Genomic DNA, 26580 nt, shown 5'->3' on the forward strand with positions numbered 1-26580 from the left:
GTCGAGGTCGAAGATCACCACACTGCGCACCGGTACGCTCGCCATCAGGTCGCCGCCGCGGTCATGACCGGCCCGGCGGGCAGCAGCGGTGTCGCCGAGGCCGCGTACAGCGCCTCGATCGTGCCGACGATCCGCCGCACGCCCGCGATCGCGGATCCGCACGCCGACGGATCGGCGAGGTGGTCCCTGATGTCGTCGAGCTGACGGGAGTACTCGGCGCCGATCGGCTCGGTCGGGACCGTGATCTCGCTCGTCCGGCCCCGCCGGACGACGCTGAGCCGCGGCCGCGGCTCGCGATTGGGGCTGAAGCCGAAGGTGGACCGGAGCATCGCGGTGTCGTCACTCCCCTCGATCCGGATCTCGGTGACGTCATGGCTCGCCGCGTGCGTGGCCCAGCTGGCGCGAAGGCCCACCGACAGACCGCTGCCGGTGACCAGGAAGCCGCGCACGGTGTCCTCGACGTCCGCGTCGAGTTCCGGCACCGGCTGATCATGCCGCCAGGCCGCCGTCCAGCGCGGGTCGTTGACGTGGTCGTACGAGGTGGACGCGGCGGCCTGAACGAACGCCAACGGCCCGGCGACGGTCTCCAGGACATCGAGCAGATGCCATCCGAGGTCGAACAGCACCCCGCCGCCTGCCTCCGCCCGGCTGGTGAACCAGCCCTGGGACCGGGGCACTCCGCAGGCCCGTTCCCACACCAGGTCGATGTGGCGCAGGTGGCCGAGCTCGCCGGCCAGACCGGCCAGTGCCCGCACGTCCGCGCGGTATCGGCACGCACTTCCGGCCAGCAACGGGACGCCGCCTGCCCGCTCGGCCGCGGCCAGCCTGTCCGCCTCCGCGCTCGAGAGGCAGACCGGCTTCTCCACGAAGGTGGCGAGACCTCGGGTGAGAAGACGTCGCGCGAGCGCCGCGTGCAGGTGGTTGGGCGAGGCGACCAACGCGAGGTCGGCGTCCTCGGCCCGCAGCGCGTCGACGTCGCCGAAGGCCGGACGGCCGGTCGCCGCGGTGAACGCCTCCCGCCTGGCCGGATCCGGATCGACCGCGGCCACTACCTCGTAGTCACCGTTTGCCATCAGACGAGGAAGCCAGATCTCTCGGCCGGACCACCCGAACCCGACCAGTACGGTGCGGATCCTCATCCGGCGGCCACCTGGTCGGCCACGATGGCGGCGGTGTCGGTGAGAGCCTGCTCCGACGCGAGCAGGGTGCGGTGGTGCAGCCAGACGCAGTCCTGGCTGATCGCGTCGGCGTTGGGGCACCGCTTGGCGACCGCGTCGACGGACTCCTCGGGTGCGCCGGTCTCCCAGAACGCCGCGGTGCGGTAGATGGCGCGGAAGCCCGCGAACGCCGGGATCCCCGCGTCGACCAGGCGATCGACGAGGAGGTTGCGACGCTCCTCCGACCAGCCGGGAAGCCGGAACATCGCCATGTAGTGCGGATTCCGGTCGGCCCGCGCATCACCGCCCTGCGGCCGGACGCCGGGGATCTGGGCCAAGAGCTGCGACAGCAACCGCCACCGCTGCTCGCGCAGCTCGATCTGGCCGTCGAGGCGGCCCAGCTGAGCGCGCAGGACGGCGGCCGAGAACTCGTTCATCCGCATGTTGGTGCCGGCCACCTGGTGGTGATAGTTGCGGTCGGTGCGCGGCCGGCCGCAGGAGTGATGCAGGAATGCCTTCTCGTAGTCGTCCGGGTCCAAGAACAGCACCGCGCCGCCCTCGCCCGCGGTCATCAGCTTGCCGTTCTGGAAGCTGAACGCCGCGATCGAGCCCAGCTCGCCCACGCGCTTGCCCCGCCACCGGGCACCGTGCGCGTGGGCCGCGTCCTGAAGGATCCGGACGCCGGCATCGGAGGCGAGCTTGTCCAGTGCGTCCATGTCGGCCATGAGACCCGCCATGTGCACCGGCATGATCACCCGGGTCCGCGGTGTGATCGCCTCGGCGGTGGCGGTCGCGTCGATGTTGTAGGTCTCCGGATCGACGTCCACCGGCACGGCGACGGCCCCGATCCGCTGAGCGGCCTGGGACGAGGAGATGAAGGTGAACGCCGGCACGATCACTTCGGTGCCCGGTCCCGCACCCAGCACCTGCAGGGCGAGCTCCAGCGCGTGCGTGCCGTTGGTGACGGCGAGGGCGTGGTGGGCACCGTGGTATCCGGCGAACTCCCGCTCGAAGCTGTCCACCTCGCTGCCACCCATGCGCCACCACTGGCCCTGGGACAGCGCACGATCAAGAGCTCGGCGTTCGGTGTCATCGAATTGCGGCCAATCCGGAAAGGTCGGCCTCGGTCGCGGACTCATTTCTGCCTGACTCCTTCTGGTTGATTGGCCTCACGGTACGGAGTCCGATGCCTACGCCACGGCTCTTCGACCTGGCAGCCGATTCGGAATTCGCCGTCGCCCTGTTCCATGAATTCGGCGCGACGGGAGGCCTTTCAGGGGGATTCGCTCGGGGAAGGGTGGTCAGGTGCGGGTGATCGCGGCCAGCCAGCCCGGTGCCCCGTCGATGTCTCTGTTGTTCTCCAATGTCGCGGGTTCGATCGAATCGACCCGCCAGCCGTCGGCGAAGGTGGCCCGGATTTCGTCCTGGCTCACCCGCCTGGCGCGGATCCCGCCCTGGCTCTCCCGTCGCGGTCCGCTGCCGGGGTGATGGCGGTCGCTGATGCAGAGCAGGAACAACCGCGCGTCCGGCGGCATCACGGTGGCCAGGCTGCCGGCGTAGCGGACGCGTTCGGTCTCGCTGAACGCGTGGAACAGGGCGCAGTCGAGCACGGTGTCGAACTGCTCGCCCAAGTCGCCGAGTTGAGTGCGTCCCCGACCAGGAAGCGCGCCGGCAGGCCGCGCTCTTCCGCTTTGCGCCGCGCGATCCCGATCGCCGTCGACGCCGAGTCGATGCCGACCGTCGGCAGGCCGAGGGCCGCCGCCATGAGCGCGACCTCGCCGGTGCCGCACCCGACGTCGAGCACCCGGCCGCGGAAGGCGCCCGCCTCGGCGAGGTCGCGCAGGGCCGTCTGGGGGCGGCCGAGGTCCCAGAGCGGTGTTCCGGCGTAGTGCGCGTCGAAGCCCTCCACCTTGCTGCCACCCATGTGTGTCCGGCTCCTTCTGGTCGATTGGCCTCACGGTACGGAGTTCGGCGCCTACGCCACTATCCCTCAACCTGGCAGCAGATTTGTGTTTCGCCGTCGCCCCATTCTGCGAATTCGGCGCACGTGGCAGCCTTTCGGGGGTGTGCGCTCGGGAAAAGGGCGGTCAGGTGCGGGTGATACTGGCCAGCCAGGCCAGCACTCCGTCGACATATTTGTTGTTCTCCAGCATCGCGGGTTCGATCGAATCGACCCGCCAGCCGTCGGCGAAGGTGGCCCGGATTTCGTCCTGGCTCACCCGCCGCGGTCCGATATCGGGTGGATGGCGGTCGCTGAAGCAGAGCAGGAACAACCGCGCGTCCGGCGGCATCACGGTGGCCAGGCTGTCGGCGTAGCGGACTCGTTCGGCGTCGCTGAACACGTGGAACAGGCCGCAGTCGAGCACGGTGTCGAACTGCTCGCCCATGGCGCCGAGTTCGAGTGCGTCCCCGACCAGGAAGCGCGCCTGCAGGCCGCGCTCTTCCGCTTTGCGCCGCGCGATCTCGATCGCCGTCGACGCCGGGTCGATGCCGACCGTCGGCAGGCCGAGGGCCGCCGCCATGAGCGCGACCTCGCCGGTGCCGCACCCGACGTCGAGCACCCGGCCGCGGAAGGCGCCCGCCTCGGCGAGGTCGCGCAGGGCCGGTTGCGGACGGCCGGTTTCCCAGGGCGGCGTACCCGCATACCGCGCGTTGAAATGCTCGGGGGACAGGGCATCGGTGAGCCGGCGCGCCAGTTGCTCGAGTGTCTCGACCAATTCCTTGGCCTGGCCGGGGTCTTGGATCCCGGCGGCCGCGGCGAGCTGCTCGTCGATCCGCGCGGCGGCTCGGCCGGCGCTCCTGTGCCGGGCAGCCGCCCGGACGACCGTTTGTCCGTCCGGGGCGGCCGCGGTGGTGACCGCACCCCGGTCGCGCAGGGTGGCGACGCTCGTCTCCACGTGGCTCGCCGGGAAGCCGGTGCGGTTGGCGATCTCGGTGACCGAGGTGTCCGGGTGTTCGAACACGTCGGTCATGACGTGACGCACGCCGGGAGACAGCTGTCGCACACCGGTGGGGTCCGGGAGGGCGTCCTCGCCGATCCGCAGCAGCTTGCGCGCGAGGTCGTGCAGTTCGAAGCCGTCCATGGCCGGAGAGTCTTCCCGACGCCGGACAGCGCACGCCATCACGCAGGTTGACGGTACTGGGGATCGCTGGTCGGTCGGCTGGGGTGGTCGCTGAACTCGGGCCGGGGGCAGGTCTGTTGTGCCGGGAGCCGGTATCGGGCAGGGCCTGCGGCACCGGCCGCGCAGGTGGGCCGTGGGCGAGTGGCTCCCCGGCCGCCGGGCGGTAAGGCTCCGTCAGCCCGGCAGTCCGTCTCCAGGGCCCGGCCCGCGCGGATGCGGGCCACCAGGGCCCCGGGGCCTGGGGAGGGGCAGAGCGGCGGGCGCGTGGTGAGGCGACCGCATCGCACGTCCGGGAAGAACGCTCCGGACCGGTACGAGGAGATGCTTGCCGCGTCAGGCCTGGGGGGCGGGCCGGGTCAGTGCGGCGCGGGCGTCGGCCCGCAGCCGGACCCGATCGGGTTTGTCCCAGCCGGTCGTCGGCAGTTTCCGGCGAATGTCGATCAGGCGGGGGACGTAGGTGTCGGACAGTGCCTCGGCGACGTGACGGCGCAGTTCCCGGGGATCCGGGTCGGCGCCGGGCTCGGGCACGACGGCGGCGTAGATGTGCTCCACCCGGTCGGCGTCCTCGACCCCGCATACGGCGGCCTGGGACACGCCCGGGGCCTGCCTGAGCACCTTCTCCACCTGCTCGGGGTGGATGCGGATTCCCTTGACCTTCATCATGTTCGCGAGCCGGCCGGTCAGGTGCAGGTAGCCGTCGGTGTCGAGGTGCCCGAGGTCGCCGGTGCGCACCCAGCCGTCGCGGACGAGTGCCGCGGTGAGTGCCGGCTCGTGCCAGTAGCCGGCCGTGGGCCAGCGTGGAACCGCGCAGACCTCGCCGACCTCGCCGACGGGCAGTACCGCGCCGGTGTCGGGGTGCCGGATGCTGAGCGCCTCTGGGTTGACCGGCCGGCCCGCGCTGGAGCAGGCGCGCAGGTCGTCGTGGTCGCCGGGGGGGAGCATGGTGAGCACTCCGGTCTCGGTCGTGCCGTAGACCTGGATCAGTACGGGGCCGAAGATTTCCCGGGCCTTGCGCAGCTTGAGCGGTGCCCCGGGGCTGCCGGTGTAGATCAGCTCGGTCAGGCTGGACAGGTCGGTGGCCGCCCGGTCCGGGTGCTCGGCCAGTGCGTACACCTGCGGGGTGCCGAGGATGAGCCGGCCGATGCGGTGCTGCGCGATCGCGTGGAGCACGGCCGCGGCGTCGAAGCCGGGATGCAGGACGACCATGCCGCCGGTGATGAGCGTGTCGTCCGCGGCGAACCCGCTGGAATGGGTGAGCGGTGCGGTGATCAGGACGTTCGTCCGGCTGCTGCGGTCGATGGCCGATGCGGCCATGTCGTTCTTGACGCCGAAGGGCCAGCAGACACCCTTCGGCAGGCCGCTCGCCCCACTGGTCTGGGTGATCACCGCGAGGTCGCTGTCGGTGATGTCCGGGCACGGGCCTACTCCGTCACCGCAGCCGGCGGTCAAATCCACCGTGTCCGGCTGTCCTGCGCCCAGTACGGCCAGGACCGGCCGACCGGTCGCGTTCACCAGCAGCTCCCGTGCCCGTGCCTCGTTGGCCGGGTCGACCGCCAGCATCCGGGCGCCGACATCCGAGACGATGGCGCGCTGCAAGTCCATGCGCAACTCGTCGTCAGGCACCACCGCATTCATCCCACGCACATGTGCGGCGGTCGCCCCCACCAGGTTGGCCGCCCACCGCAGGATCAGTGTGGCCGCGGTGTTGGGCTCGGTCAGGATGCAGACGACGTCACCGCGGCCGACGCCGTGGCGGCCCATCGCGGCCGCGGCCCGGCGAACGGCGTCGGCCAGCTCCCCGGCGGAGAAGGGGACGTCCCCGCTGACCATGGCAGGGCGATCCGGATCGGCATCGAAATGAGTCAGCAGCTGCTGAACATAATGCACATGCGTGGTACTCATGACCCGGTTTCGCCTTCCTGTCCAAGACAATGCGATGTCCAGTGGTCGAGTGAGACGAACCGCAGGCTAAACCGGCGGGCACCGAGGGCCCCATACCTCACATTGACGGCACGTGGTCGCCGCGAAAGAGCCGGCCCCGGCCTGCCCGGGAAGGCTGAACGGCTCAGGCCGCGGGGCGCAGCCAGCGGTCGACCCGGGTACGCAGGCCGGCCGGGAAGATGTCTTTGCGCAGGAGGCCGTGCACGCCCTTGGGCGGCAGGGGGACATCGACGTGGTGGACCTCGCTCTGGTCCGCGTACTGGGTGATCCGGAAGCTCGCGGCCATGCTGCACAGTGCGTGGGCCTCGGCGCGGGTGACGCCGGACGCCGCGCTGAACCAGCTGATCAGTCCGCGCAGGCAGTCGACCAGTGCGGCCTCCAGGCTGTCAGCCAGTCCGATGCCGATCCAGTGCGTGTCGGTCTCGGCCAGCGGCCGGGTCAGGCCCACGTTCTTGTGGAGGTCGTACCGCATCCGCAAGCGCTCGGCCGTGGACTTCAGGCCGGTCTGGTCGACCAGTCCGTCGCCCTGCAGGGCGTGAATGTCACCGATCCAGATCCGGGCCCCCGGCTTGGCCACGGGAAGGAACAGCGAGGAGCCCACGGTGAGTTCGGGGAGGGCCAGGTTGCCGCCGTGGTCGCCACCGATCAGCGCGCTTGTCTGCTCGTCGCCCGGCGGTTCGACCGCGATGATGCCGGCGAACGGGTCGAGCGGCAGCGAGATGCCGTGAACGTAGTCGGCCCGGGTGCGGGTCCGGTCGAACCGGAAGTCGTGGAAGTACGGCTCGTCGAAGTCGTACGGCAGCGCGCGGCACCGGGTGGGGAAGGCGTTGCCGCCCCAGTCGCTCAGCCGCAGTTCCGTCAGCCGGCATCGACGACGTCGCCCGGTTCGGCACCGGTCACCTCGACCGGGCCGACGATCTGGAACGGGCAGCCCGGTACTCCTGGCGCAGCCGCGCACGGTCTGGCCGGGGACGAGCCGTACCGCAGTGGTCTGCAGTTGGTCCAGGTGTCGGGGTAGAGAACCTCGTCGCCGGACTCGATCCTGGCTGCCGACGCAGCGCCGGGATCGAGGACGCCGGCCGGCCCGTGGCCAATGTGGACTGAACCGTATGCATCGTCACGGCCCGCAACGCTAGGCAGCCGCAGATGAGCCAGGCAAGGAAGTCCGGGCGTCACCGGGCAAGACTGTCAACGTGACTGGTGAAGGTGCACCGCGGACTTCCGGCCAGGAGGCCATCGAAGCGGTGCGGACCCCCTGAGGGGGGATCAGCACCGCTCCTGCCTTGGCGTGTTCCGCCGGCCGCTACATCCGGTGCCGGAAGGTGATCCGGCCACGGGTCAGGTCATACGGGCTCAACTCGGACCGTCACCGTGTCCTGCGGCAGGATCTTGATGTAGTGCTTGCGGAGCTTCCCGCTGATGTGTGCGAGTACCTTGTGACCGTTCTCGAGTTCAACCCAGAACTTGGCGTCTTTCAGGGACTCGACGATGGTACCGACAACCTCGATACCTCGATTACTTTTGCCACGTCAGCTCCAAGGTGTTGCTCTCACGGCGGGCTCCGACGCTTTCCAACAGGCTGATCGTCGCGGTGTCGGTCTCGTCGACGTCGATCGTCGCGAGACCGAACTCGCGAGTGTGCAGAGCGTCCAGCGCGTGGACCAGCAGCGCCCTGCCGATGCCACGGCGGCGCTGGTCGGCGCGGACCTCGATGGAGCGAATCCGCGCGATCCGCGGCCTCCCGTTGTCCCGCATCGACGGCGAAATCCGGATCACACCGACTTCGACCCCTCGACTTCGGCGCGGGACTCCTCCGCGCCGCCGGTCAACGTCACCCCCGCCGGGGGCGACACGGCGGGCTGCGCTTCGCCGGGCACCAGCAGGTACTGCCGCTCACTTCGGTGAGGGGTGAAGCCGGCCCGCCGCCAGTTCGAGATCGTGTCCGCGTCGTCGGCGTCGACCAGCGTGTAGAGCGGCGCCGGCAGTTCCGCCAGCATGGCGGCGGCCAGCCGGTCGAAGGCTGTGTCGTGCCATGCGTCGATGCTGATGTACAGTCGCCCGTCGGGCCTGCGCCCCGTGTCGCCACTGCCGACAACCAAGTCGCCGTCGCTGGCGTGCCACTGGTCTTCGGCGACCCGCGTGATCACGGGGTCTGGGGTGGGATGCTTAAGGTTGATGGCTGTCGCCTTCCAGGAGTGCCTCTGGTGCGCTCCCGCGACTCTACATCAGTCGCCTGCCGTGACCAATAGGGGGAGCACCCGGGTAATCGAACGAACATTCACGGGTCTCACCTCCTACAGGGTCTGTCACGGCCTGGAGTGAACATTACCAGACGGACGTCGTCACGCCCAACTGCGAGGGCGGAGAACCCTGCAGACAAGCCGCACCCTGCCGCGAAGGCCACGAGGCTGAGGGATGCCCAGCCGGCACGGCCGCTCCTAGCCTCCGCATGTAGGCAGAAGGCTTTTTGGTGCCCGATGAGGTTTCGCTCCACGAGAGGATGCGTGATTCCGTGCGCGCCGAGCTGATCAGAGCGCTCCCCCTGGTGTTGCGGGAGCACGCGGACAACTTCGGTGGGAAGGTCGCCTTCGAGGACGCGGAGCGGGCGGTCACGTACGCCGATCTGGAGGCGCGGACCGGCGGCTGGCCGGGCATCTGGCGGGACTCGGTGTGCGGCGCGGCGATCGGGTGATGATCTGCCTGCGCAACAGCGTGGAGATGCTGGAGAGTTACCTCGCGATCCTTCGCGCGGACGCGATCGGGGTGCCGGTCAACCCCGCGTCCACCGACTTCGAACTGGACTATCTCCTGGCCGACAGCGAGGCGGCCGTCGTCATCACCGACCCCGTGCACGTGGCCGGCTTCCTGCGCTCGCCGTCCCTGCCCCGCGGCGCCAGGCTGCTGGTGACCGGCGACGCACCCGCGCACGCGTCGGTCCACGCCTACCAGGAACTCGTCAGGACCGAGCCCGCGGAACCCGCACGGGACGATCTCGGCCTGGACGACGTGGCATGGACGTTCTACACCTCGGGGACCACCGGGGAACCGAAGGGAGTGCTGTCCAGCCAGCGCAACTGCTTGTACTCGGTGGCGGCGAGCTATGTGCCGATCCCCGGGCTGTCGGCCGACGATCGCGTGCTGTGGCCGCTGCCGTTGTTCCACAGCCTCTCCCACATCGCGTGCGTGCTGGCGGTGACCGCGGTCGGCGCGACCGCCCGGATCATGGACAGCCCTTCGGGCGACGAGTTCCTGGAGGCCGCCCGGGAAACCCGGGCCACCTTCGTGGCGGGTGTGCCGACCACCTACCACTACCTTCTGGAGGCGCGGCGCCAGCGCCGGATCACCCTGCCGGACCTGCGGATCGGGCTGGTCGGGGGAGCGGTCGCCGGCCCAGGGCTGTGCCGGTCGTTCCGCGAGGAGTTCGGGGTGCCGCTGGTCGATGCGTACGGCAGCACCGAGACGTGCGGGGCGATCACCATGAACCCGCCGGGAGGCGTCCGCGTCGACGGGTCGTGCGGGCTTCCGGTGCCCGGCGTGGATGTCCGCATCGTCGACCCGGAGACCGGCCGCGACGTGCCGGCCGGCGCCGAGGGCGAGGTGTGGGTGCGCGGCCCGAACGTGACGCCCGGCTACCACAACAAACCGGAGGCGACCGCTGCCGCGTTCCAGGACGGCTGGTATCGCACGGGTGACCTCGCCCGCCGGGACGCCGCCGGGTACTTCACCATCAGCGGCCGGATCAACGATCTGATCGTCCGGGGCGGGGAGAACGTCCATCCGGAGGAGATCGAGGCGGTTATCCGCGCCGTTCCGGGGATCGCCGACGTCGGCGTGGCCGGCCGGCCGCACGAGGTGCTGGGCGAGGTGCCCGTCGCCTACGTGGTCGCCGGCCCGTCAGGCGTCGAGGCCGACGCCGTGATCGAACGGTGCCGCCGGGAGCTGTCCACGTTCAAGCTTCCCGAAGAGGTCTATGAGGTGGCCGGCGTTCCGCGGACTGCGTCGGGGAAGATCCAGCGGCGCCTGCTGGCCGATCAGCCCGCCGTACTGCGATGCACGGCAAGCGGGGTGCACGACGGAGTGCTGCGCCTGGAGTGGGTGCCCGCGCCGGCCCGCGGCACCGCCGGCCCCGCGCCGACGACCTGGGCGTTCGTCGGCTCGGCCGCGGCGGGCCTCGCCGCGGCCGCGGGCTCGTCCTCCTGCTACGCCGATCTGGCCACGGCCGGCGCCGCCGAGATGACGGTGCTGCTGGCGCCCGACATGCCGGGCACCTGGGCGGAGCGCCGCGCCGGGATCGAACAGCTGGTCGAGGAGCTGACGGCGTGGGCCGCGCGAGCCGGATCGGGGCAGCTGGTCCTCGTGACCCGGCGGGCAGTGGCGGTCTCGGCGCGGGACGATCCGGCCGATCCGGCTCAGGCCATGCTGGCGGCCGCGGCGGGCCAGGTGCTGGGGAGCCGGGCCATCCTGGTCGACCTGGACGGCGCATCGCCGGTCGACGCCGTGCCGTACGCGACCCTGCGTGACGAGCCGCGCTGGGCTCTGCGGTCCGGCGAGCTCCTGGTGGCCCGGCTGACCCGTCAGGCGGTCCCGGACCGGTCGATACGCGATTCATGGTCCGGCTCCGACGGCGTCGTGGTGCTGACGGGTGCGCACACCGTGCGCGGCGCCGCGGTGGCACGCCACCTGGCCTCCGTCCTCCCGAACGAGCGGCTGCTGCTGATCGCCGGCGAGGACGCCGCCGAGTGGGAGCCGGCGATCGCGGCGGGCCCCGCCGCGGTGATCCTCGCCGACGGCGACCCCGAGCTGGCCGCGAAGCTGAGCACCGCAGCGGACTTTGCCCGGACCTCGTTCATCACGATCGCGGACTCGTACGAGGTCACCGGGGCGGCAGACCCCGGCCGGGCGGTCTCGGCGGCCATGATGGGCGCCGTGGTCCACGACCGCCGACGGCGCGGTCTGGCCGGCTCGGTCCTGACCTGGTGCGAACCGGCCGGGGACACGCCGGGTTCGCCCTGGTTGCGTGACGGGCTGTTCGCGCTCGACACGCTCCTTGCCACATCGGACCCGACGCCGTTGTTCGCCCTGCGTGCGCGCCGGCCGGAGCCGGGGGCCGGCGTGCCCGCCCTGCTGCGTGCCCTCTTCCCAAAGCCGCTCGTCCAGGACGGACTCGAGGACACCTCCTCCGCTCTGCGGGCAGAACTGGCCCGCCTGGACCGGCACGCGCAGCACACGCTGCTCCAGGCCCTGGTCCGGGACGAGTCCGCGGCGTCGCTCAACCAGCCCGACACCGTCGCCGTCCCGGTGGACCGGGCGTTCCGGGACCTCGGGTACAACTCGGTCGCACTCATCGAACTGCGTACCCGGCTGATGGCCAGGACCGGTCTGAAGCTGCCGACCGCAGCGGTGTTCGACCATCCGACGCCGCGTGCGCTGGCCGCGTACCTGCACGCCGAACTGGTCGGTGACACCGCTGCCGACACCGCCGCCGGCAAACCGTCCGACCCCGACGAGCCGGTGGTGATCGTCGGGATGGCCTGCCGCCTGCCGGGCGGGATCACCGGGCCGGACGAGCTGTGGCGTCTGGTCAGCGAGGGCCGGGATGCGTCAGGGCCGTTTCCGGCCGACCGCGGCTGGGACCTGGAGCGGCTGTTCGACGCCGACCCGGGCCGGGCCGGGACCTCGTATGTCGACCGGGGCGGGTTCCTCGACGGCGCGGCCGAGTTCGACGCCGACTTCTTCGGGATCTCCCCGCGCGAGGCACTCGCGATGGACCCGCAGCAGCGGCTGCTGCTGGAGACCGCGTGGGAGGCGCTGGAGCACGCGGGAATCGACGCGTCGTCGTTGCGGGGCACCGACGCCGGGGTCTTCGCCGGCCTGATGGAGCAGGGCTACGGCACCGGCGGTCCGGTGCCCGAGGAGCTCGAGGCCTTCCAGACGACCGGAACCGCGGGCAGCGTCGCGTCGGGCCGGATCTCCTATCTGCTCGGCCTGCGGGGACCGGCGATCACCGTGGACACGGCGTGCTCGTCCTCACTGGTCGCGCTGCATCTGGCCGCCCACGCGCTGCGCCGCGGCGAGTGCTCCCTGGCCTTGGCCGGTGGTGCCACGGTGATGGCCACCCCCCAGTCATTCGTCGAGTTCTCCCGGCAGCGCGCACTGGCCGCTGACGGCCGGTGCAAATCCTATGCCTCGGCCGCCGACGGCACCGCGTGGGCAGAGGGGGCCGGGATGCTGGTCCTGGAACGCCTCGGCGATGCCCGCCGCAACGGGCACCGGATCCTGGCGGTGCTGCGCGGCTCCTCGGTGAACTCCGACGGCGCGTCGAACGGCCTCACCGCACCGAGTGGTGAGGCGCAGCAACGGGTCATCCGGCAGGCACTGACGTCGGCCGGCCTGGGCCCGGCGGACATCGACGCGGTGGAGGGGCACGGGACCGGGACCGTTCTGGGCGACCCGATCGAGGCCGAGGCGTTGCTGGCCACCTACGGCCGGGACCGCGACGCCGGCCAGCCCCTGTGGCTGGGATCGCTCAAATCGAACGTCGGCCACACCCAGGCCGCGGCCGGTGTCGCCGGCGTGATCAAGATGATCCAGGCGCTTCGGCACGGTGTGCTGCCGGCGACACTCAACGTGGACGAGCCCACCTCACGCGTCGACTGGTCGTCGGGCGCGGTCGCGCTGCTGACGGAGAACAGGACCTGGCCGGACCTCGGCCGTCCGCGTCGCGCGGGAATCTCCGGCTTCGGCCTGAGCGGAACGAACGCCCACGTGATCGTGGAGGAAGCACCCCGGCAGCCGGCCGTCCGGCGGCCGGCGCCACCGGCGCCATCGGCGCCCCGGATCGTGCCTCTGGTCCTGTCGGCCCGCGGAACGCGGGCGCTCAACCGGCTGGCGGACCGGCTCGTCCCGCTCATCCAGACCGCCGACGACTCGTCCTGGGCCGACATCGCCGTGGCGCTGGCCACTCGACGAGCAACCATGGACGAGCGCGCGGTCGTACTGGCCGGCTCCCGGGACGAGGCGCTGGCCGGCCTGCGCGCACTGGCCCGCGACGAGGCCAGTCCCCTCGTGGTGCGCGACAGCGCCACCTCTGACGCGTCGTCCGGCGTCGTGCTGATCTTTCCCGGGCAGGGCGCGCAGTGGGCCGGGATGGGCCGTGAGCTGCTCGATACCTCCCCCGCGTTCGCCGGGGTCGTCCAGGAGTGCGCTCGGCTGCTGACCGAATGGGCGGACTGGTCGCTGATCGACGTGCTGCGCGGCGAGGCCGACCAGGAACTGCTGGAACGCGTCGACGTCATCCAGGTGGCGAGCTTCGCGATGATGGCCGGGCTGGCCGCGCTGTGGGCGTCGGCGGGAGTCCGGCCCGACGCGGTCGTGGGCCACTCGCAGGGTGAGATCGCCGCGGCATACGTCGCCGGGGCGCTCTCCCTGCGCGACGCCATGCGGGTCGTCGTGGTCCGCAGCCAGGCGATCGCCGGGACCCTGTCCGGCCGAGGAGGCATGGCGTCGGTGCGCCTCGACGCCTCCGCCGCGGCGGCCTGGCTGGCGGAAAGGGACGGCCGGGTCCAGGTCGCCGCGGTGAACGGTCCGTCCTCGGTGGTGCTCTCCGGTGACCCGGAGGCGCTGGCGGACGCGTTGAGCGAACTGGCCGAGTCCGGTGTCGACGTACGGCGGGTGGCAGTCGACTACGCATCGCACAGCGACCAGGTCGAGGCCGTCCGGGACCACCTGGCGGTGGCTCTGGCCGATCTGTCGCCCGCCGAGCCCACGGTGCCCTTCCACTCGACCGTGACCGAGGGCCGGGCCACCGGAGCGCTGGATGGCGGCTACTGGTACCGCAACCTGCGGCAACAGGTCCGTTTCGGTCCCACGATCGACCGCCTGCTGGAGCAGGGATTCGGCGCGTTCGTCGAGGTCAGCCCCACCCGGTGCTGGTCCAGCCGGTCGCTGAGGCCGTACACCACGCGCCCGCGGAAGCGGTCGTCGTCGGTTCGTTGCGCCGGGACGACGGCGGGCTCGGCCGTCTGGTGCGATCGATGGCCGAGCTGTTCGTCCACGGCGTCCCGGTGGACTGGCGCGGCCTGCTCGCCGACGACGTCGCCCGGGCCGCGTGGGTCGACCTGCCGACGTACCCGTTCGAGCGCCAGCACTTCTGGCGCCGTCCGGTGCCGAGCGCCGGCGCGTCGGGCATGGGCCTGGACGACGCCGGCCACCCGCTGCTCGGTGCGCTCGTCCGGCTCCCCGAATCCGGTGGCCTGGTCGCGACCGGCCGATGGTCCGCGTCGACGCTCGCGTGGGCGGCCGGCACCGAGGCCACCGACGGGTCCGACGGCGCCCCGGTCCGGGTACGGAGGCGGTACTGGTGGAGCTGGCACTGTGGGCAGGCGGAGAGGCCGACGCCCCGGTCGTCGAGGAGCTGACCATCGATCCGGCCGTCGTGCTGCCCCGCCACGGCGGCCGCGACATACGGATCGTCGTGGGGCGGCCGGACGCTTCTCGCCGGCGGCCGATCACGGTCTACTCGGGGCCGCCCGGAGCGGCCGTGACGCAGGAATGGACACGTCACGCCACCGGCACGGTGACACCGTCGGCCGGCCCACCCGGCGAGTTCTCCCTCGGCCCCGCGGCCGAGGTCGCGCTCGATGACGCCGAGCAGCCCGACGCGCACCGCTACGGCATTCATCCGGCTCTGCTCGACGCGGCGGTCCGCGCCGTTGTCTCCCCGGATGAGCGGCCGAAGACCTGGCGAGGCGTCCAGCTGCTGGCGTCCGGAGCCACCGGGATTGACGTCCGCTCGGCGTCCGCGCCGACCCGTCCGGCCTGGCACATCGAGTTGACGGATCCGGCCGGGCAGCGGGTGCTGGAGGTGGCTGAACTGGTCACCGAGCAGCGGGAGCAGGCGCAGCCCGCTGCTTCCTGCGCGGGCCTCTTCCGCATCGACTGGGTCGACCACCCGCTACCGCCAAACTCCTCGGCGGCCGGCTCTGCCGCCCGCTACATCACCGACGCCACCGACCTCGTCGGCGCGCCGGCGACTGTGCTGATCCACGAGGTCGACATCTCCGCCGGGGACCCTCGGGGCGCGGTCGTCGCGGAACTCGAACTGCTACAGGCGTTCCTCGCCCGGCCGGCCGGGGACGACGACCGACTGGTGATCGTCACGCCGGACGGGGAAGACGTCGTCACCAGCGCCGTGCGGGGCCTGGTGCGGTCGGCCCAGTCGGAGCACCCGGGCCGGTTCGTCCTGGTGGCGGTGGACGACGCGGCCGGTGCGACGAATGCTGTGATCGCGGCGGCCCTGAGCGGCGAACCGCAGCTCCGGCTCCGGGACGGCCGGGCACAGGTGCCACGGCTCGACCGGCTGCACCCGGCCGCTTCGTCATCGCAGGCCCGACCGCTCGATCCCGACGGCACCGTGCTGATCACCGGTGGTACGGGAACGCTCGCGGCGGTGACCGCGCGGCACCTCGTCACCGAGCACGGTGTCCGCCATCTGATCCTGGCCGGCCGCCGCGGCCCCGAGGCCGACGGCGCCGCGGCGCTGCACGACGAACTGGTCGGGCTCGGCGCGACCGTTCGGCTCGTGGCCGCCGATGTGGCGGACCGCGAGCAGGTGGTGGCGCTGCTGGCCATGGTCGAAGAGAACCACCCGCTGACCGCGGTCGTGCACACCGCCGGGGTACTGGACGACGCGGTCATCACCGAGCTCGACCCGCACCGCGTCGACGCCGTGTTCGGGGCGAAGGTGGATGCGGCCCGCCACCTGGACGACCTCACCCGTGACCTCGGTCTCGCCGCCTTCGTTCTCTACTCCTCGGCCGCGGGCGTGCTCGGCAACCCGGGGCAGGGAAACTACACCGCGGCCAACGCGGCACTGGACGCCGTGGCGCGGGAACGGCGGCACGCCGGCCTGGCGGCGGTCTCGATCGCCTGGGGTTACTGGGACCGGGCCAGTGGCCTGACCCGCCACCTCGGCCACGCCGACCACCGGCGGAACCGGGACATCGGCATGGTCGCCCTGTCGGACGGCGACGGGATGGCGTTGCTCGACCAGTGCCTGCGCGCCGGTGACGGCCCGGACGCGGCGCTCGTCGCCGCCGGGTTCGACCTGGCCGCGCTCCGGGCGGCCGATCAGTCGCGGGTGCCGCCCGTCCTGCGGAGCCTGGTCCGGGGCAAACGGCCGATCGGCCGGGCGACCACGAACGCACGGCCGGCTCCGGCGGCGCCGGCCTCCCCCTCCGGCCGGATCAGCGCGCTGCCCCCGGCCGAGCAGTTCGACGCCCTGGTCGACCTGATCCGCCGGCAGTGCTCCCTCGTCCTTGGCCACGCGAGCACCGACGCGATCCGGCTCGACCGGACGTTCAAGGACTCGGGCTTCGACTCGCTCACCGCGCTCGAACTGCGCAACCGGCTCGCCACCGCGACCGGGCTGTCCCTGCCCCCCTCGATGATCTTCGACTTTCCGCGACCGAGGTCGCTGGCGGCCCACCTGCAGGCCAAGCTCCTCGACGACGCGCAGGCCCAGCCGGCCACCGCGCAGCCGAGGGCGACGGCCGCGGAGCCGAGGGCGACGGCCGGGGAACCGATCGCCATCGTCGCGATGGCCTGCCGGTTCCCCGGTGGCGTACACAGCCCCGAAGACCTGTGGCGGATCCTGTCCGCGGAGACCGACACGGTCACCGAGTTCCCCACCGACCGCGGCTGGGACACCGACCGGCTGTTCGATCCCGACCCGGACCACCCCGGCACCACCTACGTCCGCCACGGCGCCTTCCTCGACGACCCGGGCGCCTTCGACGCCGGCTTCTTCGGTATCTCCCCGCAAGAGGCGTTGGCGATGGACCCGCAGCAGCGACTGGTCATGGAGACCTCGTGGGAGCTGCTCGAACGCGCAGGCATCGACCCGCACAGCCTGCACGCCCAGGATGTGGGCGTCTTCGTCGGGGTGAACAGCCATGACTGGACCGTACGCACGCACCACGCGTCCGGCGTCGAGGGTTTCCGCCTGACCGGCAGCTCGGGCAGCGTCCTGTCCGGAAGGGTGGCCTACCACCTGGGCCTGGAGGGCCCGGCGATCACCGTGGACACCGCCTGCTCGTCCTCACTGGTAGCCCTGCACCTGGCCGTGCAGGCCATCCGCAACGGCGAGTGCTCGATGGCGCTGGCGGGCGGCGTGATGGTGATGGGCACGGTGGAGACCTTCATCGAGTTCTCCCGGCAGCGGGGGCTCGCCCCCGACGGCCGCTGCAAGGCGTTCGCCGACACGGCCGACGGCACCGGCTGGTCGGAGGGGGTCGGACTCCTTCTGGTCGAGCCGCTGTCCCGGGCCCGTGAGCAGGGCCACCGGGTGCTGGCCCTGGTCCGCGGAACGGCGGTGAACTCCGACGGCGCCTCCAACGGCCTCACCGCGCCGAACGGCCCGTCGCAGCAGCGCGTGATCCGCAAGGCGCTCGCCGCGGCCGGACTGCGGGGCGATGAGGTCGACTCCGTCGAGGGCCACGGCACCGGACCACGCTCGGCGACCCGATCGAGGCGCAGGCGCTGCTGGAGACCTACGGCCGGGACCGGCCGGCCGACCGACCGCTCTGGCTCGGGTCGGTGAAGTCGAACATCGGCCACACCCAGGCCGCGGCCGGCGTCGCGGGCGTGATCAAGATGGTCATGGCGATGCGGCACGGCGTCCTGCCGAGGACGCTGCACGTCGACCGGCCGTCGACCCACGTGGACTGGTCGGCGGGCGCGGTCCGGCTGCTCACCGAACGCCGCGACTGGCCTCGTGCCGGACAGCCGCGCCGGGCTGGTGTGTCGTCGTTCGGTATCGGCGGGACCAATGCTCACGTCATCCTGGAAGAGGCCGGTGAGGAGAGCGCCGAGCATGACGCCGACGAGATGATGACCGGGGATCCCGCCCTGGACCGGCCCTCGGACGAGGGCTGCGTGCCGGTTCCGGTCTCCGGTCGCACCCCCGCCGCGCTGCGGGCCCAGGCCGGCCGGCTGGCGGACTTCGTGGCATCGCGGCCGGAGCTGGAGCCTGCCGACATCGCCCTCGCGCTGGCCACCGGCCGGGCGCAGCTCGACCGGCGGGCGGTCCTGGTGGTGCGGCATCGTGACGAGTTGGTCGGCGATCTGCGCGGTCTGGCCAAGGGTGCCGCTCCGGCCATCGGCGGCGCCCCGGTCGACGGCAAGCTGGCCTTCCTGTTCACCGGACAGGGCAGCCAGTGGCCCGGCATGGGCCGGGAACTCGCGGCCAGGTTCCCGGTCTTCGCCGAGGCGTTCACCGACGCCTGCCGCGCCGTCGAGACCCACTGGGCCGGTCATGCCACGGCGCCGCTGTCCGACGTCGTCTTCGCCGCCCCGGGCGCGCAGGACGGCCGGCTGATCGATCAGACGATCTACACCCAGGCCGGCCTGTTCGCTCTGGAAACCGCCCTGTATCGGCTCTACGAGTCATGGGGACTGCGCCCGGACCTGGTCGTCGGCCACTCCATCGGAGAGATCACCGCCGCGCACGTCAGCGGGGTGCTCGACCTGGCCGACGCGGGAAAGCTGGTCGCCACGCGGGCCCGGCTGATGCAGGCGCTACCGGCCGGCGGAGCCATGGTCGCTGTCCAGGCGAGCGAGGCCGAAGTGGCACCGGAACTGGTGGAGGCACCCGACGTCGTCCACGTCGCGGCGGTCAACAGCGCCCGGTCGCTGGTGCTGTCCGGTGCCGAGGCAGCCGTGCTGTGGGTGGCGGGCGAGCTCGCCCGCTTCGGCCACAAGACCCGCCGGCTGCCGGTGAGTCATGCCTTCCACTCACCGTTGATGCGACCGATGCTCGCCGAGTTCCGGGAGGTCGCCGAGTCGCTGACCTACCGGCCGGGCCGGGTGCCCGTCGTGTCCACGGTCACCGGCCGGCCGGACACCGGACAGCGATTGGCCACCGCCGACTACTGGGTCGAGCAGGTGCAGGCCACGGTCCGGTTCGGGGATGCGGTCAGATCGCTGCGCGATCAGGGCGTGACGACCTTCCTGGAGCTCGGGCCGGGGGGTGCGCTCACCACGATGGCGTCGGAGAGCCTGGAGTTGTCGGCGGCGTCCTGCATCGCGACGCTGCGCGCGGACGGCGCAGAAGTCGCCGACGTGATGGCGGCCCTGGGCGAACTGCACGTCCGCGGCGTGGCCCTGGACTGGCCCGCGGTCGTCGGCCGGCCGGCCGGATCCGCCTCGGCCCTGGCCACCGAACTGCCCACCTACGCGTTCCAGAGCCGGCGGTACTGGCTCGACCAGGCGGCGCTCGGGGACGCGGTCCCCGCGGCCGAGGCCGGGCCGGCCGACGGCCGGGAGGACGTTCAGGAGAGCGTCGCCGCCCGGTTGGCGAACCGGTCCCGGAACGAACGCCGGCGGGCCGCGCTCGAGGTGGTCCGGGAGTCGGTGGCGGTCGTGCTGGGCTATCAGCCGGCCGATCTCGACGCGATGGACGACGACCAGTCGTTCAGGAGCCTGGGCTTCGATTCGCTGGGCGGAGTACGGCTGCGTAACCGGCTGCGTGACCTCACGGGCGTCGACCTGCCCGTGACGGCGGTCTTCGACCACCCGACGCCGAAGGTCCTCGCGGCGCACGTGGCCGACGAGGTGGCGGGCGAGGTGGCCGAGGTGACCGATCGGGCTCCGGTGTCCCCGGCCGACCCCGACGAGCCCATCGCGATCATCGGCATGGGCGTGCGGCTGCCCGGCGGCGTGGAGAGCCCGGACGACCTGTGGCGCCTGGTCATCGAGCGACGCGACGCGATCTCCGGCTTCCCCACCGACCGGGGCTGGGACACCGACGGGCTCTACCACCCGGATCCCGCGCACCCCGGGACCACCTACACCCGATCGGGCGGCTTCCTCTACGACGCCGCCCAGTTCGACCCTGGGCTGTTCGGGATCTCCCCGCGCGAGGCACTGGCCATGGACCCGCAGCAACGGCTGCTCCTGGAGGCGTCCTGGGAGGCCATGGAGCGGGCCGGCATCGACCCGCTGTCCGCCCGGGGCGAAGAGATCGGTGTGTTCACCGGGATCGTGCACCACGACTACGCGACCAGGCTGAACCGGATTCCCGAGGAGGTCCGTGGATACGTCATGACCGGCACGTCGCCGAGCGTCGCCTCGGGCCGGATCGCGTACGTCTTCGGCTTCGAGGGGCCGGCGGTGACCCTGGACACCGCGTGCTCGTCCTCGCTGGTCGCCATCCACCAGGCCGCGCAGGCCCTCCGGCACGGCGAGTGCACGATGGCGCTGGCGGGCGGGGCCACGGTGATGGCCAGCCCGGAGGCGTTCGTCGAGTTCTCCAGCCAGCGCGGGCTCCTCCGCCGACGGCCGGTGCAAGACGTTCTCGTCCACCGCGGACGGCACCGGCTGGTCCGAGGGCGCCGGCGTCGTGCTTCTGGAGCGGCTCTCGGTGGCCCGGCAGCGCGGTCACCGTGTGCTGGCCACGATTCGCGGGTCGGCGGTCAACTCCGACGTGTGTTCCAACGGGCTGACCGCGCCGAACGGGGCGGCCCAGCAAAGGGGATCCGGCGGGCACTCGCCTCGGCCGGCATAGGTCCCGCCGACGTCGACGCGGTGGAGGCCCACGGGACCGGCACGGTGCTCGGCGACCCGATCGAGGCGGGGGCACTGCTTGCCACGTACGGGGAGGCCCGGGATGCAGGGCAGCCGCTGTGGCTCGGGTCCTTGAAATCCAACATCGGGCACACCCAGGCGGCCGCCGGTGTGGCCGGCGTGATCAAGATGGTCGAGGCGCTGCGGCACCGTGTGCTGCCGCCGACCATCCATGTCGAGGAACCGACCGGACAGGTGGACTGGTCGGCAGGCACCCTCGCCCTGCTGACCGAGCCGCGGGAGTGGCCGCGGACCGGCCGGCCCCGGCGGGCCGGCGTCTCCGCGTTCGGTGCCAGCGGAACCACGCGCACCTGATCCTCGAGCAGGCCCCGGCCGAGGAGGCCGCGACCGCCCCCTCCGAGACCCGGAGCCGTTGAAGGCGCTCGCGACGAACATCGTGCCGCTGGTGGTGTCCGCCAAGAGCGCCCGGTCACTCGGCGCGCAGGCCACCCGGCTGCGAATGTTCTGGACAGCCCCGCTCAGAGCGGCGAACCGACGCTGCCGGCGGTGGCGGACGCGCTGGTGCGTGGCCGGGCGACGCTGCCGGAGCGAGCGGTCGTGCTGGCCGGCTCGCGGGACGAGGCGCTGACCGGCCTCGCCGCGCTCGCCCGCGGCGAGGTGACGCCCAACCTGACCACGGGCAGCGTGACCGGCTCCGGAGCACCCGGCCGACTGGTTCTCGTCTTCCCGGGCCAGGGAGCGCAATGGGCGGGCATGGGGCGCACGCTGCTGGAGGTTCCGCGGTCTTCCGGGCACGGATCGACGAGTGCGCGCGGGCACTGCGACCCTGGGTGGACTGGTCGCTGACCGATGTCCTGCGCGGCGAGGCGGACGAACAGACCCTCGGCCGCGTGGACGTCGTCCAGCCGGCGAGTTTCGCGATGATGGTCGGCCTGGCCGCGCTCTGGGAGTCGCTGGGCGTGCGGCCCGACGCGGTGGTGGGCCATTCCCAGGGGGAGATCGCGGCGGCGTGCGTCGCCGGTGTCCTGTCGCTGGCCGACGCCGCCCGCATCGTCGCGGTGCGCAGCCAGGCGATCGCGACCACACTGTCCGGCCGGGGCGGCATGGCGTCGGTGATGCTCGGCGCGGACGAGGCCAACGACCGGCTGGCGGCCTGGGCCGGCCGGCTCGAGGTGGCCGTGGTGAACAGCCCGTCCTCCGGTGGTCGTCGCCGGTGACGAGGAGTCGTTGGCGGAGGCACTGGAGTCCTTGACCCGGGACGGCGTACGGACCCGCCCGGTGCCGGTGGGACTACGCCTCGCACACACCACCGTCGAACGCATCAGGGACGTCCTGGCGACGGCGCTGAGCGGGATCGACACCGGCCTCCGCGCATACCGTTCTACTCGACGGTGAACCGGTGCTGGGTCGATTGACGCCATTGCCTCGACGCGGACTACTGGTAACCGAACTGCGGCGGCCAGTCGGCTTCGGCCGGCCGTGGGCGAGTCTGCTGACCGAGGGCTTCGGAGTGTTCTGGAAGTCAGGGGCATCCGGTCCTGGTGCAGCCGATGACCGACGTCATCGACGACCCGGACGGCCCGCTGCGCGGCGCCGGGCGACCGCTCGTCTCCGGCACGCTGCGCCGGCGCCGACGTCCGGCTCCTTCCTCGCCGCGGCCGCGCGGCTCTTCGGCCGGCGGTGTGCCGCTCGACTGGAGCGCGACACTGCCGGCGCAACCGTCCCGGCACACGGTCGAGTTGCCCACCTACGCCTTCGACCGCCAGCACTTCTGGCTGGCCGAAGCCGCCGCGGACAACGACCAACCGGCCGGCCGGGCGACGGATGCCGGCTTCTGGAACGCCATCGACGACGCCGATCCGGCGGCTCTGGCCACCATGCTCAAACTGTCCGCCCACCAGAGCCAGGCCCTGGACGCGGTACTGCCGGCCCTCGCCGACTGGCGCAAGGCACGCGAGAACTGGTCGGTCTCGGAGCGACTCCCGCGATCGGCTGGGCCTCGCCCCCGCGCGAGGCCCTGGGCGTGCCCGCCGGCCGCTGGCTCGTCATCACGCCGGAGACCGCGGACGTCTTGCGCGACGGTCTGCTCGACCAGCTGCGGGCCAACGGCCTCGACGTCGTGCCCTGCGCGGTGGAAACCGGCCTGTCCAGGGACGAACTCGCCCGCAGGCTGGGCGGTTTCCTCACCGACGACGGGATCGCCGGCATCCTGTCCCTGCTCGCGCTCCCGGACCGGATGGAGAGCCACCGGCCGGATGCCGCGGCGCTCACCACCTCCACCCTGACCCTGATCCAGGCGCTCGCCGCGGCCGGTGCCACCGCGCCCCTGTGGTGCCTGACCCAGGGCGCGGTCAGCGTCGGTGTCCGCGACGCCGTCGCCGGGCCGGCCCACGTGGCCCAGGCGGCGGTGTGGGGACTCGGCCGGGCGGCCGCGCTCGAACGCCTGAACCAGTGGGGCGGTTTGATCGATCTGCCCGCCGAACCGGACGGCCGTGCCGTCCGGCACCTGCTCGGCGTGCTGACCGCGTGTCCGGTGAGGACCAGGTGGCGATCCGACGGACCGGCGTCCATGTCCGGCGCCTGCGGCGTGCCCCCCATCCGGCCGGGACCGGGGCGAACGGCAGTGGCGGCCGCACGGGACGGTCCTGGTCACCGGCGGTGCGGAGGGCCTCGGACGCTACGCCTCGCTGTGGCTGGCGCGGGCAGGCGCCGAGCGATTGGTGGTCACGACCAGCGGGCGCGAGCCCGGCGAGCGGGTCGAGTCACTGCGCGACGAGGTGGCGAAGCTGGACAAGGGCACCGTCGTCGAGTCGTGCGCGGACGCCGACCGGGACGCGCTCGCCGGCCTGGTCCACGCTCCGGGCCGCCCGTTGACCGCGGTCGTCCACGCCGCCGACCTGTCCCTGACCAGCTTGATCGACGAGACCGGTGACGCGGAGGTCACGGAGGTCTTCCGGGCCAAGGTGAACACCGCGGCTGGCTCAGCGAGCTGACGGCGGACCTTCCGCTCGACGCGTTCATCGTCTTCCCTCGATCGCCGGCATCTGGGGCGGTGGCGTCAAGCCGCCTACGGCGCGGCGAACGCGGTCCTCGACGCGCTGGTGCGGCGTCTGCGGGCGGACGGCGTCCCGGCGCAGGCGATCGCCTGGGGTGCGCTGACCGCGGGCGGCGCGGGATGGACGAGGAGACGCTGGCCCAGCTCCGGCGGCGCGGCGTCATCCCGATGCACCCGACACGGCGACAGCCGCGCTGGACCAGGCGGTCCAGGCCGCCACGGAATCGGTGGTCATCGCCGACATGGACTGGAGCGCCTTCATCGTGCCGTTCACGTCGGCCCGCACCAGCCCGCTCTTCGACGACCTGCCGGAGGCCGCGGCGGCGATCGAGGCGGCACAGCCCTCCGACGACTTTGCCGAGAGCGCGTCGTCGCTGATGACGTCGCTGCGCGCGGTCGGGGCCGAACAGGACCGGATCCTGCTCCGGCTGGTGCGCAGCCAGGCGTCCATGGTCCTCGGTCACGGTGGTGCCGACGGGATCGGCGCGGCCCAGGCGTTCCAGGAGGCCGGTTTCGACTCGCTGGCGGCCGTCAACTTCCGCAACAGCCTGATCACCGCCACCGGGCTGAGGCTGCCGGCCACACTGATCTTCGACTGTCCGACCCCGCAGGCGGTGGTCGCATACCTGCGCTCGGAACTGCTCGAGGCCGAGGACGACGCGGATGTCCGCGAGGAGGACGTACGGCGGATCCTGGCCTCGGTGCCCTACCAGCGCCTCAAGGAGGCCGGTGTCCTGGAGACGCTGCTCGGCCTGGCCGACGCCGAGGCGGGCGGGGCCAGGGCATCGGACGAGGGCCCCGGGCCGGAGGCGGCCGCCGACGAGCTCATCGACATCATGGACGTCGACAGTCTGATCAAGCGGGCGCTCGGCTCCGGCAGCTGATCGCCGGAGCCGAGCTGGACGGTGGCGCCGGGGCCGGCCGGAAACCGGCCGGCGCCACTGCCTGATGAGGACCAGGCACGCCTGCCGCGTGCCGGGGCCGGCGGCCACGCCCCGGCCTGGGGGCACATCGGCGAAGCCGGGCCGGAGCGAGAACTGGCCCTCGCCGTTGCAGAGCACGGGATATTCGCCGGACACCACCTCGAACGGATCGGCCGTGACGGTCTTCTCCGTCACAAGGCCATGGTTCACCCCACGCTGAAAGGGCGCCCGTCCGCGGGCTGTGGGGGCCGCTGAACGAGAAAAAGGCCCAGCAGGTGGGCAGCACACTTCGGCTGCTCCACCGCTGGGCCCGTGCTTCGGTCCGTCAGCCCTTGCGGACCTCGATGGGCAGCTGGTTGACGCCGATCATCGCCCAGGGGTTGCGCAGGTTGACCGGTAGGTCGTCGCGTACGCGGATGTCGCTGTACCGCTCCATCAGAAGGCGCAGGGCGATCCCCACCTCGAGCCGCGCCAGCGGCGCGCCGAGGCAGAAGTGCATGCCCTTGCCGAACGTCAGGTGCGGGTTGGGGGCCCGGTGGATGTCGAACCGGTCCGGGTCGGCGAAGACGCGGTCATCGCGGTTCGCGGTGGTCAGCCACGCCAGGACGAAGGCGCCGGCCGGGATCTTCTGCCCGCCGATCTCGACGTCCTTCGTCGCCTGCCGCCCGAGACGGGGGAACGGAGGCCGGTAGCGCATCGACTCCTCGACCGCGGCCGGAATCAGCGCGGGATCGGCCCGCAGCTGCGTCCACACCTCGGGGTTCTCGTGCAACGCGAGAACCGTGTTGCCCAGGGTGGAGGTCGCGGTGACGTGGCCGGCGAGCAGCAGCAGGCCGAGGAAGCCGACGGTCTCCTCGTCGTCCAGCCGCACACCGTCGACCTCGACCTCCAGAAGCTTGCTGGTGAGGTCGTCGCCCGGGTTCTTGCGGCGGCGGCGGACGAACTCCAGCAGGTGGGTGTTCAACTCGCGCAGCAGCGGCGCGACATTGTTCACCGCGCTCTCCCCGAGGGAATCCAGCGACTGTTCCGGATCGACGTTGTGCACCTCGAAGAAGGTGTCGGACAGCCGCCGGACGAACGCGCGGTCGCTGACCGGGATGCCGAGCATCTCGGCGATGACGATGAACGGCAGCGGGTAGCCCAGCTGCTCGATCAGGTCCCACTGGTCGCCGCCGGCGTCCGCGTCGTCGAGCAGCTGCAAGGTCACCTCGGTGATCCGGGGTTCAAGTCCGGCGATCATCTTCGGGGTGAACGCGCGGCTGACCAGGCCGCGCAGCCGCCGGTGCACCGGATCGTCCGCCCCGAAGTTGCCCTTCTTGAACAGATCGAAGTCTTCCTGCTTGGGAGCCAGCGGGGCGACGTCGGACGAGAAGGCCGCCGAGTCGGTCAGCACCTGCAGGACGTCGTGGTAATCGAGTACGTGCCACGCCTTGATCTTGTCGTCGAAGTGCACGGCTCCGCGCTCGCGCAGCCCGTCGAGATAGGCGAGAAAGTTGGACAGTATCCGTTCGGATTGTTTCACGCTCATGAAACTCACTTCTCTCGTACGGCCCGATTCCGCGCTACTCGCCAGCCACCGTAGAACCGGACCGAACCGGCCGGACATCCCTCACCTTGCTAAGCGTCTCAACAGCCGCCTTGCACGGACTCGTTGGACGCTCATGCCGAACCCGCTGGTGCGGCGTGTTCGCACCGCCAACCGTCAGGCCGGGGGATGGGGATCGCTTCCGGCGCGGCCTATTAATGGGGGCATGGGACTGAAGATCGGTTACAAGGCATCGGCCGAGCAGTTCGCCCCG

At 72.0% G+C, this 26580-nt stretch carries 13 protein-coding genes and 5 pseudogenes; 6 read left to right on the forward strand and 12 right to left on the reverse strand.

The annotated features are described in order from the left end of the window. Positions 1 to 44 precede the first annotated feature (44 nt). The 10 genes and pseudogenes from Srubr_RS13300 to Srubr_RS41660 all read right to left on the reverse strand — a co-directional run bounded on the left by Srubr_RS13300 (position 45) and on the right by Srubr_RS41660 (position 8367). Positions 45 to 1139, reverse strand: coding sequence for a Gfo/Idh/MocA family protein (locus Srubr_RS13300; RefSeq protein WP_189999875.1), 1095 nt, complete (start codon positions 1137 to 1139; stop codon positions 45 to 47). After that, positions 1136 to 2296 (reverse strand): DegT/DnrJ/EryC1/StrS family aminotransferase, encoded by a 1161-nt coding sequence (locus Srubr_RS13305; RefSeq protein ID WP_189999876.1) that lies wholly within the window; start codon positions 2294 to 2296, stop codon positions 1136 to 1138. Before Srubr_RS13305 ends, Srubr_RS13300 begins: the two co-directional genes overlap by 4 nt. Positions 2297 to 2458: 162 nt before the next feature. Then, entirely contained in the window at positions 2459 to 2788 is a 330-nt protein-coding gene (locus tag Srubr_RS40600) for a TPMT family class I SAM-dependent methyltransferase (protein WP_229927022.1), read from the reverse strand. Beyond that, a complete protein-coding gene (locus Srubr_RS40605) occupies positions 2692 to 3081 on the reverse strand; it encodes a class I SAM-dependent methyltransferase (RefSeq protein WP_229927023.1) in 390 nt (129 codons plus the stop codon). The genes Srubr_RS40600 and Srubr_RS40605 overlap by 97 nt, the downstream gene beginning before the upstream one ends. 163 nt (positions 3082 to 3244) lie before the next feature. Then, positions 3245 to 4240 carry a methyltransferase domain-containing protein gene (locus Srubr_RS13315; RefSeq protein WP_229927024.1) on the reverse strand — a complete coding sequence of 332 codons (996 nt, stop codon included), beginning with the start codon at positions 4238 to 4240 and terminating at the stop codon, positions 3245 to 3247. A gap of 372 nt (positions 4241 to 4612) precedes the next feature. Next, positions 4613 to 6181 carry an ANL family adenylate-forming protein gene (locus Srubr_RS13320; protein WP_203854929.1) on the reverse strand — a complete coding sequence of 523 codons (1569 nt, stop codon included), beginning with the start codon at positions 6179 to 6181 and terminating at the stop codon, positions 4613 to 4615. Positions 6182 to 6344: 163 nt separating this feature from the next. Further along, complete coding sequence (locus Srubr_RS13325) at positions 6345 to 7178, reverse strand: acetamidase/formamidase family protein (RefSeq protein ID WP_203855004.1); 834 nt, start codon at positions 7176 to 7178, stop codon at positions 6345 to 6347. A 345-nt stretch (positions 7179 to 7523) separates the two neighbouring features. Continuing rightward, a pseudogene (infA, locus tag Srubr_RS13330) lies at positions 7524 to 7728 on the reverse strand (translation initiation factor IF-1). Between the two features lie 7 nt (positions 7729 to 7735). Continuing rightward, entirely contained in the window at positions 7736 to 7996 is a 261-nt protein-coding gene (locus Srubr_RS41655) for a GNAT family N-acetyltransferase (RefSeq protein WP_308445508.1), read from the reverse strand. Next, on the reverse strand, positions 7993 to 8367 hold the full coding sequence (locus Srubr_RS41660) for a hypothetical protein (RefSeq protein WP_308445509.1): 375 nt from the start codon (positions 8365 to 8367) through the stop codon (positions 7993 to 7995). Before Srubr_RS41660 ends, Srubr_RS41655 begins: the two co-directional genes overlap by 4 nt. Before the next feature lie 353 nt (positions 8368 to 8720). Here Srubr_RS41660 and Srubr_RS13340 point away from each other — a divergent pair, with 353 nt between their 5' ends. The 6 genes and pseudogenes from Srubr_RS13340 (at position 8721) to Srubr_RS13390 (ending at position 24742) form a co-directional block, all read left to right on the forward strand. Continuing rightward, positions 8721 to 8912, forward strand: coding sequence for a hypothetical protein (locus Srubr_RS13340; protein WP_203855005.1), 192 nt, complete (start codon positions 8721 to 8723; stop codon positions 8910 to 8912). Then, a pseudogene (locus Srubr_RS13345) lies at positions 8891 to 14080 on the forward strand (beta-ketoacyl synthase N-terminal-like domain-containing protein); the annotation flags it as partial. The gene Srubr_RS13340 and the pseudogene Srubr_RS13345, both read left to right, overlap by 22 nt. Before the next feature lie 1216 nt (positions 14081 to 15296). Then, a pseudogene (locus tag Srubr_RS40610) lies at positions 15297 to 22020 on the forward strand (SDR family NAD(P)-dependent oxidoreductase); the annotation flags it as partial. 660 nt (positions 22021 to 22680) lie between these two features. Further along, a complete protein-coding gene (locus Srubr_RS41980; protein WP_373319148.1) occupies positions 22681 to 23088 on the forward strand; it encodes a hypothetical protein in 408 nt (135 codons plus the stop codon). A 360-nt stretch (positions 23089 to 23448) separates the two neighbouring features. Beyond that, a pseudogene (locus Srubr_RS13380) lies at positions 23449 to 23952 on the forward strand (KR domain-containing protein); the annotation flags it as partial. A gap of 133 nt (positions 23953 to 24085) precedes the next feature. Continuing rightward, entirely contained in the window at positions 24086 to 24742 is a 657-nt protein-coding gene (locus tag Srubr_RS13390; RefSeq protein WP_203855009.1) for an acyl carrier protein, read from the forward strand. Positions 24743 to 24814: 72 nt separating this feature from the next. On the opposite strand, the pseudogene Srubr_RS41665 reads toward Srubr_RS13390, so the two are convergent. Beyond that, positions 24815 to 25069 (reverse strand): annotated as a pseudogene (locus Srubr_RS41665) (MbtH family NRPS accessory protein); the annotation flags it as partial. A 37-nt stretch (positions 25070 to 25106) separates the two neighbouring features. Continuing rightward, positions 25107 to 26309 (reverse strand): cytochrome P450, encoded by a 1203-nt coding sequence (locus Srubr_RS13400; protein WP_230426644.1) that lies wholly within the window; start codon positions 26307 to 26309, stop codon positions 25107 to 25109. Positions 26310 to 26580: the final 271 nt, after the last annotated feature.

The sequence above is a fragment of the Streptomyces rubradiris genome (genome assembly GCF_016860525.1).
In the GTDB taxonomy this organism is placed as follows: Bacteria; Actinomycetota; Actinomycetes; order Streptomycetales; family Streptomycetaceae; genus Streptomyces; species Streptomyces rubradiris.